Below are 16577 nucleotides of genomic sequence, written 5' to 3' on the forward strand. Positions count from 1 at the left end.
GAGTGCCACGCCACCAAAGGCTGGTGGCACTCATGTTCAAACTGGTTAAAGAGACCAGTTTGAGGACAAAGCGTTACTTAATTCCCAATTCTTTACAGCCCGCTAGGTAGCGACCAGTACAAACGTCATCAGCAGAGGCAATACCGGAATCAAAAATGATCTTTTTGATGTTGCCGCGTGTGACCACTTCAGGGACAAATAACTCAGATGGCGTGTTGTAGAGTGTTGTTTTGGCTTTCGGTGTTTCGCCGTTCAACATGGATACCGCGACTTTTGCTGCCGCTGCCGCCACAATTTCAGAAGGTTTGGAGATGGTGTTGTATTGATCGCCAGAAATGATCAATTGAAGCGCAGCCAATGTCGCGTCGTTCCCCGTAACAGGTGGTACAGGATCGACCCCCGCTGCTTTAAACGCGGCTATCGCACCGCCTCCGGTGCCGTCATTCGCCGCAACAACACCAATGATTTTCGAACCAAAACGGTTAATTTGACCACTTGCCCAAGACTGCGCTTTTGGTGGTGCCCAATTTGGTGTCGCGTATTCAGCTAACGTGCTGTATTCACTGCCGTCTAGCCCTTGATCGATCCCATCTCGTATAAGACCCGCTGCAGCATCCGTCGGTGAGCCATTAATTTGCAATATGCCGCCTGAATCTTTCGACACTTTATTGATTCGTAAATGCACAACCAAGCTATCGGCAATGGCTTTACCTATGCCTTGATTGTCGAACGAAACATAGTAGTCCGCGGCTCTATCTGGGATTGGTCTATCATACGTAATGACCTTTATTCCTTGGCTTTGCGCTAACCCAACTAATGATGCAGCGGCGCTTGAGTCCACCGGATCCAATACAATCACTTTTGCACCTTGAGTAATCACGGAGTTGAACTGCTGCTGTTGCAACGCGACATCCGCATTCGCATTTTGGTAGATCACTTTACAATCTGAACAGAGCTCGCTCATCGCCGCCTTAAAGCCGGGATAATCATGTTCTTCATAGCGAGTTGAGGCTTGGTCGGGCATAAGAAATGCAACCAGAGGGGCAGCAATACTTTGCGCAGATACCGCGCCTAAAGAGACAAACAACGCGGCAGAAACACTCAGTTTGCTTGCCGATTTCAGCTTGCTCGCCAACAGTTTCGTGGCTAAGGATTTCATAGTTAATACTCCATTTAAGATATGTCAGGTACAGCTGTACCCTCAGCAGCTGTCCGACAGCCGCTGTTCCTTTATCCCTCCACCGTATTGCTTTTAAAACTTGGGTATACTAAAGTGCAAAAGTCTTCTGTTTGCTGCAACAAACAAAGACTTTAGAACTGTCCTAAGTTCTAACAACCAGCGAAAGTGTAGGGTCGATTTTCTTTGGTAAAGTCTATTTCCATGTAAGTTTGTTCTACATTTTCGTTCCTTCTTTCTGCTTTTATTTGATCATTACTACTCATTTAAATTACTCAGATTCACTTTAAATACCAGTGTATTTAGGTGGTATATCCGATCATTTTTTTGTCGCAAAATTCAAAACCGACGCTCGCTCTATCAATTCAGCTTCCAATACCGTCGATAGCTTCACGTTTTGCTCGGCATCTCTGTTGATTCTCAACATCAACCTATCCCACGCGTGTTTGGCGATTGCTTCAACAGGCTGACGCACCGCCGTTAAACTTACGCTTCTTGCCGACATCCAAGCATAATCATCGAATACCAGTAGCGAAATATCCTCTCCTACCTTGATGTTGCGTTCTGCCAAGGCAGTTAGCGTACTGAGGGTAGTCACGTTGGTGAGAGAAAAAATGGCAGTTGGGTGAGAGTTTGCGTCTAACCACTCCCCGACTTTTACGGCTCCGGCATCAAGGTCGGCGCCAATTTCAATCACATCATGAGTCGCGCTATTTGTATTTTCTAGCAGAGCCGCAACAGCTTGTTTTCCACCTTCAACACGTTCATTTATTGGAGGAAAAGACAGATCGGATGCGATGGTCAGAATTTTCTCATGCCCTGCCTCAATTAAGTAACGACACGCCATTTCACCAGAGTCTCGATTATTAATGGTGATGGAATCGAGTGCCGATTCATCGACTGCGACACGGTCTACCAGCACAACGGGGCAAGCATCGGCTTTATCGATCAATATTTGTGGAAGGTTCCCCGAGCATGGGACCACAATCATCCCCGCAGGGTGCCAGCTCAACAATGTCCGAATACGCGATTGTTCAATATCCGTTTGGTCATGAGCACTTGCGACAATCACGTCGTAGCCTTGCTCGTAAGCGAAACTTTCCAATAAGGTCACTATGGTGGCAAAAAATGTATCGGTAATATTCGGAACCAGTACAGTAACCACTTTGTTGTGCTGGGAGCGTAACTGAGATGCCACTCGGTTTACTTGATACCCAAGCGACTCCGCAGCGTTTTGAACACGCTCTTTAAGATCCTTGTTAACGGGTTTCTTTCCAGAAAACACGTTAGAGACTGTCGCTGTAGAGACTCCCGCCAGTTTTGCCACTTCTCGAATTGAAGGTTTCTTCATGCAACTACAGCCCTTATTTACTAATCGAAGCCTTTATTTATCTACTGTAAAACGTTTAACTCAAATTACGTTACTGAATAAATGGTCAATAATCAAGCGCGTTGTTGATAATTTGTTCAGTAAGATTTAAAGGATTGTTAAAAGAGACATGACGTACTCAAGCCTTGAGCTCAAAAGAAAGAAAACACTTACTTTGCCCACCAGCAAATCGATTGCATTCCCGCTTTCAACAGATTTCGTTATCAACATTCCATTTTCGAGAAAATTTAGGATTTTTTGTGACAAAGCTCTCAAGGGATGACTACTCGCAGGGCTAGTATTGCTGTCAAGAAGTAACCCCTGTTCAACAGATTTGGTAATTGTTGTCGCATCAATTCCTGCGAATTACCAAAACTCACTTTGGAGAGTATCACTATGGCAACCCCACACATCAACGCACAAGCAGGCGATTTCGCAGAAACGGTTCTAATGCCGGGCGACCCGTTACGCGCTAAGTTCATTGCTGAAAACTTCCTAGAAGATGCAAAGCAAGTTTGTGATGTAAGAAACATGTTTGGTTTTACTGGTACTTATAAAGGTAAAAAAGTATCGGTAATGGGCCATGGAATGGGTATTCCTTCTGCTTGTATCTACACCCACGAGTTGATTTCTGAATACGGTGTGAAAAACATTATCCGTATCGGTAGCTGCGGTGCAGTAAAAGATGATGTGAACCTAATGGACGTGGTTATCGGTATGGGCGCTTCTACCGACTCAAAAGTAAACCGCATTCGTTTTGCCAACCACGACTTTGCAGCCGTTGCTGACTACGGGCTATTGGAAGAAGCGGTTAAACAAGCGCGCGCGAACAATGTTCCAGTAAAAGTGGGTAACGTATTTTCTGCCGACCTTTTCTACACACCAGAAGCCGATATTTTCGAAAAAATGGAAAAGCTAGGCATCTTAGGCGTGGATATGGAAGCGGCGGGAATTTATGGTGTCGCGGCGGAGCTTGGTGCTAAAGCGCTAACTATATTAACCGTATCTGACCACATCATTCGCGGTGAGAAGCTTTCAGCAGAAGATCGTCAGAAGTCGTTCAATGACATGATGACCGTTGCGCTAGAAACCGCAATTAACCTGTAATTTATTGCTGCCAGTTTTGCTGGCAGCCCAGTTTATTCCCGAGGGGGCGATCGTGTCAGACGGCAAACTGCCAAAGGATGCAGATGGGTTGCAACTCAACTTTTGTAAAACATTGGCGTGTGACAACTTTGGATTGAGTGATGCAAATCGGTATGTTTTGCAGCATGCAAACCCTAAACGTCCAGCGATGGTGTGCCGTGAGTGTGGTGCTTTCCCCCCCTTACTTAATAATCGCGAGGTTCTTAACGAACTGAGCAGGCTTAGAGCCGTGCATAGTGACGGTTTGCCGGCGTGTCGTAACCCCAATTGTGAAAATGCCGGCAAAACCGTCCATACCCACAAACATCTTTACCATGCCTTTGGTTACAGTGGTGATAGGCAACGCTACCGTTGCAAATGTTGTCAATCGACATTCGTGGATAAATGGTCTGGCAGTAATGCCAAAATAGAATTCCAAGAACATTTACTCGGGTATTTGTTCACTGGCTATTCGGTACGTGAAATCTGCCGTAAGCTCGAAATCAATCCTAAAACGTTCTACGATCACGTTGATCAAATCGCAAGCCGATGCCGACGTAAGTTAGCGATGTTTGATGCTCGCTGGATGAATCATGCCGAGCAATACCATCTATCTTCGCATTACACAGTACTGCAGCCGCACAGCCAAAATGGTGTATTTTGGATAGTCACCACCGATGCTGACTCAGGCTATGTGTTGTCACAACACGTCAACTACTCGTTTGATGAAGAGCCGCAAGGCAATGTTGATCACAACCCATATCAAGTCCCTGCTAGGTTTGTTTCTAAGGAATACCAACCAGAGTCTTTTGAGGCTGTTACTCGCCCCGCAAGCTCACTACGTGAGAAAATCGACAACAAGTACCAAGAAATTTTAGCGCGCGGTAACGTAGAAGACCCGATGGGAAATCTGCTGAAATTCAATTATCCGTCGAAAGGTGCATTGATTCGTCCTCCTTACACCTCGTATGCGCACTACCTCCACGTTTTAAATATGTGTGAGGATGAAAAACGCGTGTCGATATTTATGCCGCAAGACCCAATTTTGCGTTCAGCAGCGTTGTCGGTTTGTCTACCGAGAATACAGCGCCATAATATTGACTTGATGTACGTAGAAGAAGACAGCAGCGAACAAGAAGGCACGATTGCTCAAAAAATTGACATCGTCCATATGGGATGGTGGCGCGATCGGTGGGCAATTCAAAATAACGACAGTCGCGCAAAAGGCATTTGTTATCTAGCCGGCGATAATGCCGATCACCAACACTGGCTAAACCTTGCTACCACTACGCAAACGCAATATTACCAGCAACGTTTTCAACTATTATTTGAAAGCTTCATTAACGAACCTCGCCGCAAATTACGCCCAGGTGGTTTGCTTCCTTTGTTGGACATTTTCCGAGCTTGGCACAATTTGTGCTACCAAGATAAGAACGGTATGACGCCAGCACAGCTTCTTAGACTGGCAGACAAACCTCTTACATTACGAACTTTGTTGTCCTGATTTGGATAATCAGTGAAAATCTGACACATTTATCAGTGAGATAAACGGTAAACTGCCACAAATGTTGTACTTCATTGAGAAAATGTGGCTATTATCATTGTATTGGTAGTGCCATTCTTATTGAGCGCACAATATAATAACAAAGTTGAAACTAAGATACGTAACTGCTTGGACTAAACATTGGATAAAGCCCAGATATTAATTGAGAATGAGCTAGAGCAACTACGTGCTCGAATTGAAAGTGAACCCGAAGGGGTATTGCTCCAAGCGAAGCAATGTTTAGCTCGTGCCGAGCAAATCCTCTATCACGAAGGGGTTATCCAAGCGTACATCGTGATTTCACGTTGCCACTGGAGTTTAATGAGCTACCAGAAAGGCATGAAGGCAATCAAAGAAGCGCTAACGGGTCAAAACCGATTAGACAACGATAACTATCTCCCTGAAATTCTTCACATTCATGCCCTTCAATTCTGGGGTCAAGCCAAATACTATTCCGCCCAGCAATATTGGATCAATGCCTTAGAACAATCGGCATTAGTTGGCGAATCCGCAATTGAAATCGAATCTCTTATCGGGTTGGGTAATGTCTGGCGAATTACCGAAGATATTCATCTTGCAAAATCGACTCACGAGCTGGCCGTTAAAGTGGCGAACAACGCTCGTATTGACTGGCTGGAAGGCAAAGCGAGAATCTTGCTGGCGTGGGATTACTACCTACTGAACAATTACGTTGAAATGCTCTCGGTATTGGACGGCGCAGAAGAAGCGTTGAAATATCACCAAGACCCAACCTGGCGTGCAGAAATATGCGATTTCCGTGGGTTGGCGCTGATTGGTTTAGAACGCTTAGAAGATGCTGAAAGCTCCACAATGGAAGCACACACGCTTGCCGTGAAGCACGACTTAACTTGGATGAAAGCGCACTCATTTATTAGCCGAGCAAGGTTAGAGCTGATACGTAAAGACTTCAAAATTGCGGGCGAGCTCTTACAGCAAGCTGAAGATGCCGCGAAACCGTTCGATAATGGCGAATTGCTGTCTCAAATATGTTTTCAGCAATCGGTCGTCGCTGAAGAAAGCGCCGATTATGAGCAAGCACTTCAAGCATTTAAAAAGTACCGTCGCTATTCCATTCATATGCTGAAAGAGCAAACGAATCGACTGGGCATGGATAAAGCACGAGGCTCGAAACGACAGCTCGAACAACGTGCTCGTAAATTAATTAATCGCATTCGTGGGCAAATCGAATTTAACCGCGAAAAACGCTTTTCTAATGTCGTATCCGAAACCTACTGGTGGGAACAAATGGTTCTGTTTAAGTCAGAGCTGAAAAAGTCCAATCACGCGGTCATTATGATTCAGCACGAAGACAGCAATTATTTAGAAATCTGTATCGAGCTTGCCCACTGTTTATGTGGAAGGAGCGACTTGATTTCTCAACTCGATGAATCTCGTGTTGGCATGCTAATTTCTGAGAAAGGTGATGAAGCCAATAAGCTGTTTGATGTCGTCAGCCAGATGATTTCTATGTACCCATGGGATCGTCGAGGATTAAAAGGCGAAGCACCAAAAACGTCACTGCATGATATTTTGACGTTCCCATTCACGCTCGATCAACTGGTCGAAAAATCCACTGAAACGGAGCATGCTAATGGAAGCGTTACTAAGCAAAGTCTCTGAGGCTGGGTTGGATCCGGCTTCCGTTACGGGTGAAGATGCCATCATTTTTTGGGATCACGTTCGTCAGCACATCGCGACAACAAACCTTGAACGCTCGCATTGCTTTTTGATCAGCTCCGAGTATAGAGCGAAGCTAAACCAACCCAAAGCCAGTTTGGATGAACTCCGCGAGGCAGTTGCCTTACTTTCACTTCCTCGAGATGTTGAAGACATTCTCACCATTAAAGCCGCTTTGTCTGATCGCCTTTATGAAAATGGGGACTACGCCCTCTCTTTGAAAGAGTGCGTAGAATTATCGAATATTTCCGTCGAGTTTGGTCATATTGATTACTATGTAATTGCTGTACTTGGCATGGGTAATTTGTGTGACGCTTACGGCGACCACGCTCGGGCGCTCAAGTATTACCAAAAAATCAATGGTATAGACCACGCCATCAGTAGCCGTTCGCTGCGTTTAAGATGCAAGCTGTATACGGTGTCTTGCCTAATCTCGTTAGGTCGTGTTGCGAATGCCAACGAACTGCTTAAAGAATGTGAAGAACTCAGTATTCTGGTTTCTGACAAGGTACTGGCCGGGCAAATCATTCTTTACCAAGCACGAATTCTTCGGAAACAGAAGCTGTACCACGAAGCGTTAGAAGTTTTGGCAAAAGCGCGTTATTCGTTAAACAACGTTAGTGCTTACTGGCTTTCAAATATGATGCGTCTAGAGCTGGCCAGAAGCTTGAACGCTATCGGGAGAACCGATCTTGCAGAATACACGCTCAATTCTGCGGTCAAGCGCATCAAACTGAATAACTCCCCCGTATTGCTGAAAAGCTTGTATGAATCACTCAGCGATGTGTTTGCCTCGCAAAAAGATTTCAAGCAAGCCCTCGCCTTCGAAAAGAAAGCGTTCAGAATTGGTACGGATTTGGTCAAAAATATCCCAATCAGTGACTTGGCAGGTTTCCAGCTTCGTCGCTTATCTCGCTTTGAACTCCAGCTTAAATTGATTCTTTCAGAGCAAGAAAACAAAGAATTAAAAGAGACCACCGAAACTCAGAAAGACAAAGTGGCGCAATTGCAGCAAGACGTCTTTACCGATCCATTAACCAGCTTGCACAACCGACGCTGGCTCGATGTGAAACTCAAAGATCTCCTGCTGCATGAAACCCCTTTCACATTGATGGTCATCGATATTGATCACTTCAAATCGATCAATGATGAGCTCAGCCACTTAGTCGGCGACAAAGCCATTGTGAATGTGTCACATGAGCTGGCGGCGCACTTCCGATTCCGCGGCGCATCTTGTGTACGATTTGGGGGAGAAGAATTCTTGGTTATCCTTGAAAATACCAATGTCGACCAAGCCGTGTTGCATGCCGAGCACTATCGAGAGCGTATTTTCCAGTTCGGCTGGCACGATATATTGGGTGAACGTGGGCTAACAGTGAGCGTAGGCGTCACCAATCACAGGGAAGGTGAAAACACACAACGTACCTTCTACCGCGCGGACAAAGCGCTGTATCGAGCCAAAGCGAAAGGTCGAAACCAAGTCTGCTACGAGGTTTAATTTCCCAATCAATCTCAGTCACTGAAAAGCCATCCTCTGTTGTTTAGGATGGCTTTTTTACATGACCCTATCAGCGTAAAATCGTTTACCCTAGCTCATTGAACCATTAAAAAGAATTATAGGAAAAACAATGAAATTCCGCCGACGGCTGCCAATGTACCTATCACGCTGGTAGAGGATACACGCTCGCCATTCCATCCATAAATAAACAATATAAACAGCGGGCTGGTTGCAATCAGTGTTTGGGCAATGGCTGGGTTAGCGTTCTTCAGTGCAATTTGTTGAAGCCAAAGTGCTAAGAATGTTCCAACAAAAATGGCAAGGAGTAACTTTATGTGCTGCTTACCATTCATCCCTTTCCAATGACGTTTAATACCAGAGAAAGGTTGAGGTTCCAATAGTCGAATCACCATAGCGACGGCAGCAACACCAATGCTCAATCGGATAAGGGCTCCCCATAGTGGGGGGATATCCCCTGCGACTAAGGCGTAGTGGGAAATAACCACGCCACTTGCTTGGCACACACTCGCCAAAAGCCCAAAGCCAATCCCGACCATTGATGCTTTTTGGTCTGTACTAGAAGGGGTAATGACAACAAAAGTGACCGCAGCCGTGGTCACAACCACGCCTAGCCAACTTTGCATACTCAGCTCTGATCCGAGAGCCACTAACGCAAGAACACCCGACAACGGTGGAGCAAGCGACTCTAACAGTAGAGTCTTGTTTGCACCGATGCGTTTAAGTGCAGCAAAATAAGCACTGTCACCTATTGCAATACCCACAACACCGGATACCGCCAAGATAACAAAGTGTCCCGTTTCCATTACCCATCCATCATCAGGCATCGGCATAAACGGGATCACCACCAACATCATGGCAGACGCAATCACACCTTTAACAATATTCAATTGCATGGCAGAAAACTGGTGGCTGAACTGACCGTATATCCATGTTGCTATTGCCCAAACAATTGCAGCTCCAATCGCTGAAGCCTCACCAATGTAGTCCACTTCACATCCTTATTTATGACGTTCAAACAAAATGGTCGCACATTCCACGCGCTAACACCATTTGGCTCACACCTCTCTTGATGCGCTTCGAATAAAACTTGGTCTGCATATGAATCTAGCGATATATTAGAGTCTGTTACGTCATATCATTATGCTGCGCTCACATCACTATTCACTTCTCTCTTATTAAAGAAACCAGAAGGACAAGGTTTTATGTTTCTTGATTATTTCGCCTTAGGATTGCTTATATTTGTCGCCCTAGTCATTTTTTACGGGATCATTGTCATTCACGACATTCCTTACGAAATCGCCAAGGAGCGAGACCACCCTCACCAAGATGCCATTCATGTTTCTGGTTGGGTCAGTTTATTTACATTACATGCGATTTGGCCTTTCTTATGGATCTGGGCAACGCTTTGGCGTAAAGAACGAGGTTGGGGATTCCATAAACTTGAGGAGGAGCAACAGGATATCCACCACAGAGTCGATGTTCTTATCTATCAGGTAGCGGAACTGCAAAAAGAACTCGCAGAGCTCAAGATGACGAAGGCTGCTCCCCAAAATCAAGAAGCACAGAAGGGAGACGCGTAATGGATTTACTACTGATAGTGACATACGCCGCTCTGTGTATCGCCATCTTTAAAATTTTCAAGATTCCATTAAACAAGTGGACGGTTCCAACGGCTGTTCTCGGTGGCGTATTACTCATTGGCACCTTGATTCTCCTCATGAATTACAATCACCCATTCACTCAATACGGCGGTCAGTACTACACCACCACACCGGTCGTTCCTAGTGTTCAAGGAAAAGTAGTGGAAGTGTCTGCCAAGGCAAATACACCACTGAAAAAGGGTGACCCGCTGTTTAAGATTGACCCGACGTTGTTCGAAGCAGAAGTCGTGCGGCGGCAATCTGCTCTTGCGGAAGCAGAACAAACCGTTTTGCAATTAGCCTCTGTTTTCAAAGAGTCTCAAGCCGCTTCGATAAAAGCACTGGCCGACAAAGATAAAGCAGAAAGAGAATTCCAAAGATACAACAAAGGGTTCAAAAAAGGCGCATTTACTGAGCAACAACTCGATACGCGTCGTCAGTCCTTTAAAGCGGCAACAGCCAGTTATGAAGCCTCTCTTGCAAAAGTAAAACAGGCAGAATTAGCCTACAAATCGGAGATAGATGGCGAGAACACCCTCATTGCTCGTGTGAAAGCCGAGTTAGCTCAAGCACAGTTCAATTTGGATGAAACCATTGTCCGAGCTCCAACTGACGGCTATGTCACGCAGTTAGCTCTTCGCCCTGGCATGATGGCGGTACCGTTACCCTTGCGACCAGTCATGACATTTGTTCACACTGAAGATGAGTTTTACGTAGGTGCGTTCAGACAAAATTCCTTACAACGCTTACAAGCTGGCTTCGAAGCGGAATTTTTATTCCGTGCATTACCAGGAAAGGTTTTTCGAGGTGAGGTAGTCGAAGTGATCCCAGCGATTGGTGAAGGGCAGGTACAAGCATCGGGTTCGCTGCTTAATTCAAGCGCGCTGAAAAACAACGGACGAGCGTTAGTGAAACTCAAAATCACAGACGATCTTTCTGCCTATCACCTCCCAATGGGAAGTAATGCAGAGATAGCCGTTTACTCAGACAGCTTTACTCATGTTTCAGTGATGCGCAAAGTTCTTATCCGAATGAAGAGCTGGCAAAATTACTTATATCTGGATCACTAATCGAGCGGTCATCAAAACAAAGCCCACAGAAAAGAAGAAAGAGAAAATAGACCCCATATCGAAGTATGATATGGGGTTAACCTAAGAGGGGGAACCAATCCTCACTGCCTTTAATTTGAAATTAAACCAAACAGGAATTGGCCAGGTTTATTTACAAGTTACAACAATAGCTAGAACGTAAAAACAGTAATAAACCATGAGATTCATTTCCTCTTTTATTGCAAAGCATAACAATTTCGTCTCAGGTCTGAGTCAGGCTTTACCAAGTGAATCAAAACACATATATCCTAAGGACATATACAATAAGTACCACAGATCGATAAATCCGATAGAATACAAACAAGTAGCTCTAAATATCAATATACCTTAGGTTTGCAGTATTAAAACCCAAACTCCCTTAGATACCACTGCTTAACCAAACCCCAAAAATTTGTATTTATGGCTCAACCCCTCCATGTAGTAGCAAAACTATCAGTTAAAAATCAAACTCGTATAGTACTTAGGTTCGGTATGATCTATCAGTAATTTGGTGAATGACTAACGTTCAGCCTAAATGCTTGAATCCAGATCGCTTTCCACCCTAATTCTCTCATCAAACCTAAGGGCAATAGAACAAGAAACTCAGATGTCGAAACTTACCCTTTACCCCATTGCTCTTATAGTGGTATTTCTGGCCCTTGGTCTGTCACACTTTCACTATCAGGCTGAAAATATTCGCCAATCAACGTTGTCCGCTTTGGAAGTACGCTCGAATTTGCTGCGTCTGTATGTTCGATTGATGTCTGCGAAAAACACAGCCATGAAAAACTCGATTGAATTAGATGTTCAACAAAAATCGATTCTAAAAGCTCGAGCGGACCTGATTAAAGAAATCACTTACTACCCTGAATACAACACCTATGCTCTCTCTGCGTTTGATCAACCAAAGTTAGGGGATTGGCTTAAAGGTACTTTAACGATGGATGTCCCTATCCAATCGTCTACAGACCCCATTGCTGAAGAGATTGCCGCCGTTTTGTCCATCAATGAGCAAGCGGGTACCGTTATCGATGATCTAAAAATGACGGTATGGGCTTATTACTTATCAAAGAATCGTTTTCTGTTTCTTTCACCGAAACTCCCCGTCGAATCCTTCCAGTTCAGTGATATTTTGTATGAAAAGCCTTTTTGGACAAGCTTGTTGCCCAAAACTAACCCCGAAAGAAAGCAGGTTGTCACTGAGTTGTATGATGATGCCGCTGGACAAGGTTTGATGATCACCATTTCCGATCCTGTGTATCGCGGAGACGAGTTCCTTGGCATTGTAGCGATAGATATTGGAATGGATCTCATGACTTCCTTGCTAAAAGTGGGCAAAGCACCGGGTGAATCCTATTTAGTTGATGAAAACCTACAATTGACTGCAAGCTTGAGCGCATTTTCTCTGGGAGACAAACTGCCCATTTTGGTTACAGATACTGGACAGGGCTGGAAAGAATCGAATGAAGGTTGGTTTTACTGCACACCAACCATTAGTAAAGAACTCTTTTTAGTTCACCGTTTGAAAAAGACCACGTTGCTGCTAGAAGCAATGAAAGCGTCATCGACAGTTTGGTCTTTACTGATGGTGGGTTGTGTACTGAGTATTTTGTCTTTCTTTACCTATGTCTCCGCGAAGAAAAACAAGCAACTTATGCTGGTTGACCCTTTAACGGGTCTCTATAACCGACGTGGTTTTTACTCTTTCATTCAGCCTATATTCCAGCAATCTCTACGCAACCAACAGAAATGTGGATTATTGGTGATCGACATTGACCATTTCAAGAAGATCAATGATAACTTCGGCCACAGTGTCGGCGATGAAGTACTCCGTTCTATTGCCGCTGCCATTAAAAAAGTCGCGAGCCAATCGTCTGTGACCTGTCGCTGGGGTGGTGAAGAATTTGTGGTGCTTATACAGGACACTAGCCTCGACCGCGCGCACTGGGTTGCTGAAAAAATTCATCTCGCTATTGCTAAAAATCAACACAGCATGAAATCCCTCACGGTAACAGTCAGCATTGGTTTAACCGTTAGTTCGCCAGATGTTCAAGTCGACGATATTATGAAAAATGCCGACATGGCACTCTATGAAGCGAAGAAAATGGGCCGTAACCAAACAGTTATCGCATAGAGCACACTCATTTTGTAAGAAATCAGAGACTAAGATGGAGAAGCTTGCTGGTTTCGGCTAAATTTAGCAGAAACCTACACCCAATATTAAACCATCAGCGGACATCAGTTTAATGAAGAAAAGCTTATACATTCCTGCTCTTTTTTCAGCACTGCTCGCTGTAGTCGGTTATATTTACTACGAATCTGAAATAGATGAGCTTAGGCGTGACTCTGTTAACACGGTAAATGTTCGTGCGGGGCTTTTCGAACAATACTTTAAACTTATTTCCGCTCACAATACTGGTCTTAGAAATACCATGATCCATTCTTACCATTTTGCGGAAGAAGGGAAGATAAACCTGCCTCAGTGGATCAACAGTATTGAATATTTCCCCGAATTCGATATCTATGGTCTGTCAGCTTTTGATCACCCCAACCAAGCGTCAAAACTTAAAGGGACGCTGACAATGTTGGAGCCTTTCAATCCAAATAACGACAAACAACGCTTTGAAATGACAGCAGTATTGTCTTTGAATGAACAAATCAGCACGTTGGTCCGTGAATTGGGCGTCGCTATTTGGTCTTATTACATTTCTGCAAACAAATACCTGTTCCTTTCTCCAGAGCTTCCGGTGGCAGAATTCCAAGTCAGCGAAGCCGATTTTGAACGCCCATTTTGGTTACAAGCCCTGCCTTCTGTGAACCCATATGGTAAGCAGTTTGTGTCTGATTTGTACAATGATGGCGGCGGTCAGGGGCTCATGGTGACCATCACCGATCCAATCTGGGTACACGATGAATTTATTGGTGTCGTCGCCATAGACGTTGGGATAAGTAGCTTGGTTGATTTACTGCAAGTCAGCAGCTCGGTGGGGCAATCCTTTTTGATTGACGAAAATCGCCACATTGTTTCATCGATGACTGACTTTTCCGTGGGCGACAAGATCGACTTTCCCTCCCCTTCTGATGGCATGAATTGGATCGAAGATAAAAATGGTTTTTATTTGTGGCGTACGGTGGTTCCAAATGAACTTGATCTCGTGCATTTCGTCAGTAGAGATCAACTTCGAGACAAGGGCATCAAACACTCTATGACGGTGTGGACGCTTTTACTCATGGGGATGGTTCTCAGTTTTAGTGCTTACTTCCTTTATGTTGCCTTTCGCAGAAATCAGCGACTCATGCGTATTGACCCACTCACAAAAATCCAGAACAGACGCGGTTTTTTCGATGAGTTGAACAGCGCCTATCCAGGATATGTGAACAGTAAATGTGACGTTGGATTACTGATCTTGGACATAGATAATTTTAAGCCTGTTAACGATACCTATGGACACTTGGTTGGCGATGATGTGTTGATCTCCATAGTGAATCGAATCAGTAATGTACTGCCTAATATTTCATCCCTGTGTCGATGGGGGGGAGAGGAGTTCATGATTTTTCATCCATCGTGTTCGGTCGAAGAACTCGAAGAACTGGCCGAAAAAATACGCCATCAAATTAAAGCCATGCCACACAGTGATCTTTCACTTCCTATTACCGTTAGTATTGGCGGCTACTTCGGGCAAACGCAATCCAATTTCAATACAATGGTTCGCCATGCAGACCGCTCTCTTTATGCCTCAAAGCATCAAGGAAAAGACCAAGCAACGATTCATTGCGACAACGAAGATGAGTAACTGCGAAGGTGAGTGATGAGCTGTCCAAGATTAACGACAGGCTGCTCTAGCTCAGAGAAAGGCGATTATGTATGCGAAAAATTCGATAGACCTGCGGCGCTTATCTTATGAACCTCGGGGACGACTTAGTTTAAAACCCATACTTTTGAAATAACAAATCCGCAACAAGAAAACGACATTGTGAGTGACATCTCGCCTGTAGTATCCAGCTATTACCCATCCATCTCTTTCATCAGCAATCCTGAATACACAAGCTGAACTAAAGACCTCTTACGTTTAATCGATCCGTCTTTTATCAGCATAGATTTTGTGAGAATAGCTCCTACCAATTACGAGGAAAATAACATGGCTAAGATACTTCTACTTGCAGGTGATTTCGTTGAAGACTATGAAATCATGGTCCCTTTTCAAGCTCTACAAATGGTTGGGCACACAGTTGATGCCGTTTGTCCGGATAAAGAAGCGGGCGAAACCATCAAAACCGCCATTCACGATTTTGAAGGCGACCAAACATACACTGAAAAACCTGGCCACAATTTTGCGCTAAACGCGTCTTTTGCCGCTTCCGATGCTGCCGACTATGACGCCCTTGTTATTCCAGGTGGTAGAGCGCCTGAATACCTAAGACTGAACCCAGCAGTGCTCTCTCTCATTCAAGATTTCCACCAGCAAGACAAGCCGATTGCCGCAATCTGCCACGGTGCACAACTTCTTACTGCCGCTAATGTTATTGAAGGTAAAGGCGTATCGGCTTACCCAGCATGTGCACCTGAAGTAACGGCTGCAGGCGGTCAATATCAAGATATCGGTATGGACGAAGCCTACACCGATGGCAAATTGGTCACTGCACCAGCATGGCCAGCGCACCCTGCATGGCTAGCACAGTTAAACAAGCTTCTGTAATTCGGAGCTTCTATAATTAGGAGCTACCGACCTTTGATGATTGTTACTGATTAGGGTCTGTTGATCTTTAGTCGACAATATAAATCCAATTGATCACAGATATAAATAGCGTGTAAACAAGTGCTGTAATTAATAAAGCGTTGTTATATCACAAAAATAATCATCAAAAAGGTGGGTTATGCGTTGATTACGCGGCGTACTTAACACTTCAAATCTACAGCCAGGCTTTTTTCTGGCTGTTTTTGCTTTATCATCGGACACACAACGACAGAAATTGGCAGAAGGTCACCTTTGCAGGAAGCTTAGGAACCGGCTTGCTTTGGGAATCTTAAAGATTCTAGCTAGATAACCATCTCACAGACGGGAGACGATCATGTGTGAAATATACTCCGGAGCGGAAGAAGAACTTTTTGAATTAAAAACTCGCTCAATCCGAATTGATGGCGTAGTAACCAGTATTAGGCTTGAAGCTATTTTTTGGCAAATCATTGAAGATATCGCTAAGAAATCCGAATTATCTATCGGGGCTTTCGTTACGCAGATTTACAAAGAAGTGTTAGAAAAACGCGGCGAAATTAAGAATTTTGCATCTTTGCTCCGTGTAGCCTGCACCACTCACCTAAACAACGGTGAAAGAATGACGCTTTTCTCAAATATCGTAGCAAAAAAAGAGTTGGTGTAGCTCATCATACTCAAACCACCTCAAGATGCTAGGTTCAGT

General features: G+C 44.5%; 13 protein-coding genes. 10 read left to right on the top strand and 3 right to left on the bottom strand.

Features of this window, described 5'->3' with window-relative positions; translation table 11 throughout:
• Positions 1-73: 73 nt before the first annotated feature.
• Both Q8W40_RS19950 and Q8W40_RS19955 read right to left on the bottom strand, forming a co-directional pair.
• The gene (locus tag Q8W40_RS19950) at positions 74-1159 is read right to left on the bottom strand and encodes an ABC transporter substrate-binding protein (protein WP_305399686.1); all 1086 of its coding nucleotides are present in this window, start codon (positions 1157-1159) and stop codon (positions 74-76) included.
• A gap of 337 nt (positions 1160-1496) precedes the next feature.
• A complete protein-coding gene (locus Q8W40_RS19955; protein ID WP_305399687.1) occupies positions 1497-2528 on the bottom strand; it encodes a LacI family DNA-binding transcriptional regulator in 1032 nt (343 codons plus the stop codon).
• 414 nt (positions 2529-2942) lie between these two features.
• Between Q8W40_RS19955 and deoD the strand changes: the two genes are divergently transcribed.
• The 4 genes from deoD to Q8W40_RS19975 all read left to right on the top strand — a co-directional run bounded on the left by deoD (position 2943) and on the right by Q8W40_RS19975 (position 8410).
• A complete protein-coding gene (deoD, locus tag Q8W40_RS19960; protein WP_126609686.1) occupies positions 2943-3653 on the top strand; it encodes a purine-nucleoside phosphorylase in 711 nt (236 codons plus the stop codon).
• Between the two features lie 52 nt (positions 3654-3705).
• Complete coding sequence (locus Q8W40_RS19965; RefSeq protein ID WP_101111652.1) at positions 3706-5175, top strand: lactate dehydrogenase; 1470 nt, start codon at positions 3706-3708, stop codon at positions 5173-5175.
• 180 nt (positions 5176-5355) lie between these two features.
• Positions 5356-6855 carry a hypothetical protein gene (locus Q8W40_RS19970; protein ID WP_305399690.1) on the top strand — a complete coding sequence of 500 codons (1500 nt, stop codon included), beginning with the start codon at positions 5356-5358 and terminating at the stop codon, positions 6853-6855.
• Positions 6827-8410 (top strand): GGDEF domain-containing protein, encoded by a 1584-nt coding sequence (locus Q8W40_RS19975; protein ID WP_101111654.1) that lies wholly within the window; start codon positions 6827-6829, stop codon positions 8408-8410. Before Q8W40_RS19970 ends, Q8W40_RS19975 begins: the two co-directional genes overlap by 29 nt.
• 116 nt (positions 8411-8526) lie before the next feature.
• On the opposite strand, the gene Q8W40_RS19980 is transcribed toward Q8W40_RS19975, so the two are convergent.
• The gene (locus tag Q8W40_RS19980) at positions 8527-9420 is read right to left on the bottom strand and encodes a DMT family transporter (RefSeq protein WP_305399693.1); all 894 of its coding nucleotides are present in this window, start codon (positions 9418-9420) and stop codon (positions 8527-8529) included.
• A 213-nt stretch (positions 9421-9633) separates the two neighbouring features.
• Here Q8W40_RS19980 and Q8W40_RS19985 point away from each other — a divergent pair, with 213 nt between their 5' ends.
• The 6 genes from Q8W40_RS19985 (at position 9634) to Q8W40_RS20010 (ending at position 16538) form a co-directional block, all read left to right on the top strand.
• A complete protein-coding gene (locus tag Q8W40_RS19985) occupies positions 9634-10011 on the top strand; it encodes a DUF3302 domain-containing protein (protein ID WP_305399695.1) in 378 nt (125 codons plus the stop codon).
• On the top strand, positions 10011-11141 hold the full coding sequence (locus Q8W40_RS19990; RefSeq protein ID WP_305399696.1) for an HlyD family secretion protein: 1131 nt from the start codon (positions 10011-10013) through the stop codon (positions 11139-11141). Before Q8W40_RS19985 ends, Q8W40_RS19990 begins: the two co-directional genes overlap by 1 nt.
• A 625-nt stretch (positions 11142-11766) precedes the next feature.
• Complete coding sequence (locus tag Q8W40_RS19995) at positions 11767-13293, top strand: sensor domain-containing diguanylate cyclase (RefSeq protein ID WP_305399697.1); 1527 nt, start codon at positions 11767-11769, stop codon at positions 13291-13293.
• A gap of 112 nt (positions 13294-13405) precedes the next feature.
• Positions 13406-14953 (top strand): sensor domain-containing diguanylate cyclase, encoded by a 1548-nt coding sequence (locus tag Q8W40_RS20000; protein WP_305399698.1) that lies wholly within the window; start codon positions 13406-13408, stop codon positions 14951-14953.
• Positions 14954-15298: 345 nt separating this feature from the next.
• Positions 15299-15856: a DJ-1/PfpI family protein gene (locus tag Q8W40_RS20005; RefSeq protein WP_305399699.1), complete on the top strand. Its 558-nt coding sequence runs from the start codon at positions 15299-15301 to the stop codon at positions 15854-15856.
• Positions 15857-16229: 373 nt separating this feature from the next.
• Positions 16230-16538: a ribbon-helix-helix domain-containing protein gene (locus Q8W40_RS20010; protein ID WP_101111662.1), complete on the top strand. Its 309-nt coding sequence runs from the start codon at positions 16230-16232 to the stop codon at positions 16536-16538.
• Positions 16539-16577 lie beyond the last annotated feature (39 nt).

Origin of the sequence: Vibrio penaeicida (assembly GCF_030689305.1) — a bacterium.
Lineage (GTDB): Bacteria > Pseudomonadota > Gammaproteobacteria > Enterobacterales > Vibrionaceae > Vibrio > Vibrio penaeicida_B.

Excerpts from the sequence above, each read along its gene's own strand:
- Q8W40_RS20005 (WP_305399699.1), top strand. The coding sequence starts at position 15,299 with ATGGCTAAGATACTTCTACTTGCAGGTGATTTCGTTGAAGACTATGAA.
- Q8W40_RS19985 (WP_305399695.1), top strand. The coding sequence starts at position 9,634 with ATGTTTCTTGATTATTTCGCCTTAGGATTGCTTATATTTGTCGCCCTA.
- Q8W40_RS19950 (WP_305399686.1), bottom strand. The coding sequence starts at position 1,159 with ATGAAATCCTTAGCCACGAAACTGTTGGCGAGCAAGCTGAAATCGGCA.
- Q8W40_RS19995 (WP_305399697.1), top strand. The coding sequence starts at position 11,767 with ATGTCGAAACTTACCCTTTACCCCATTGCTCTTATAGTGGTATTTCTG.
- Q8W40_RS20010 (WP_101111662.1), top strand. The coding sequence starts at position 16,230 with ATGTGTGAAATATACTCCGGAGCGGAAGAAGAACTTTTTGAATTAAAA.
- Q8W40_RS19955 (WP_305399687.1), bottom strand. The coding sequence starts at position 2,528 with ATGAAGAAACCTTCAATTCGAGAAGTGGCAAAACTGGCGGGAGTCTCT.
- deoD (WP_126609686.1), top strand. The coding sequence starts at position 2,943 with ATGGCAACCCCACACATCAACGCACAAGCAGGCGATTTCGCAGAAACG.
- Q8W40_RS19975 (WP_101111654.1), top strand. The coding sequence starts at position 6,827 with ATGGAAGCGTTACTAAGCAAAGTCTCTGAGGCTGGGTTGGATCCGGCT.
- Q8W40_RS20000 (WP_305399698.1), top strand. The coding sequence starts at position 13,406 with ATGAAGAAAAGCTTATACATTCCTGCTCTTTTTTCAGCACTGCTCGCT.
- Q8W40_RS19990 (WP_305399696.1), top strand. The coding sequence starts at position 10,011 with ATGGATTTACTACTGATAGTGACATACGCCGCTCTGTGTATCGCCATC.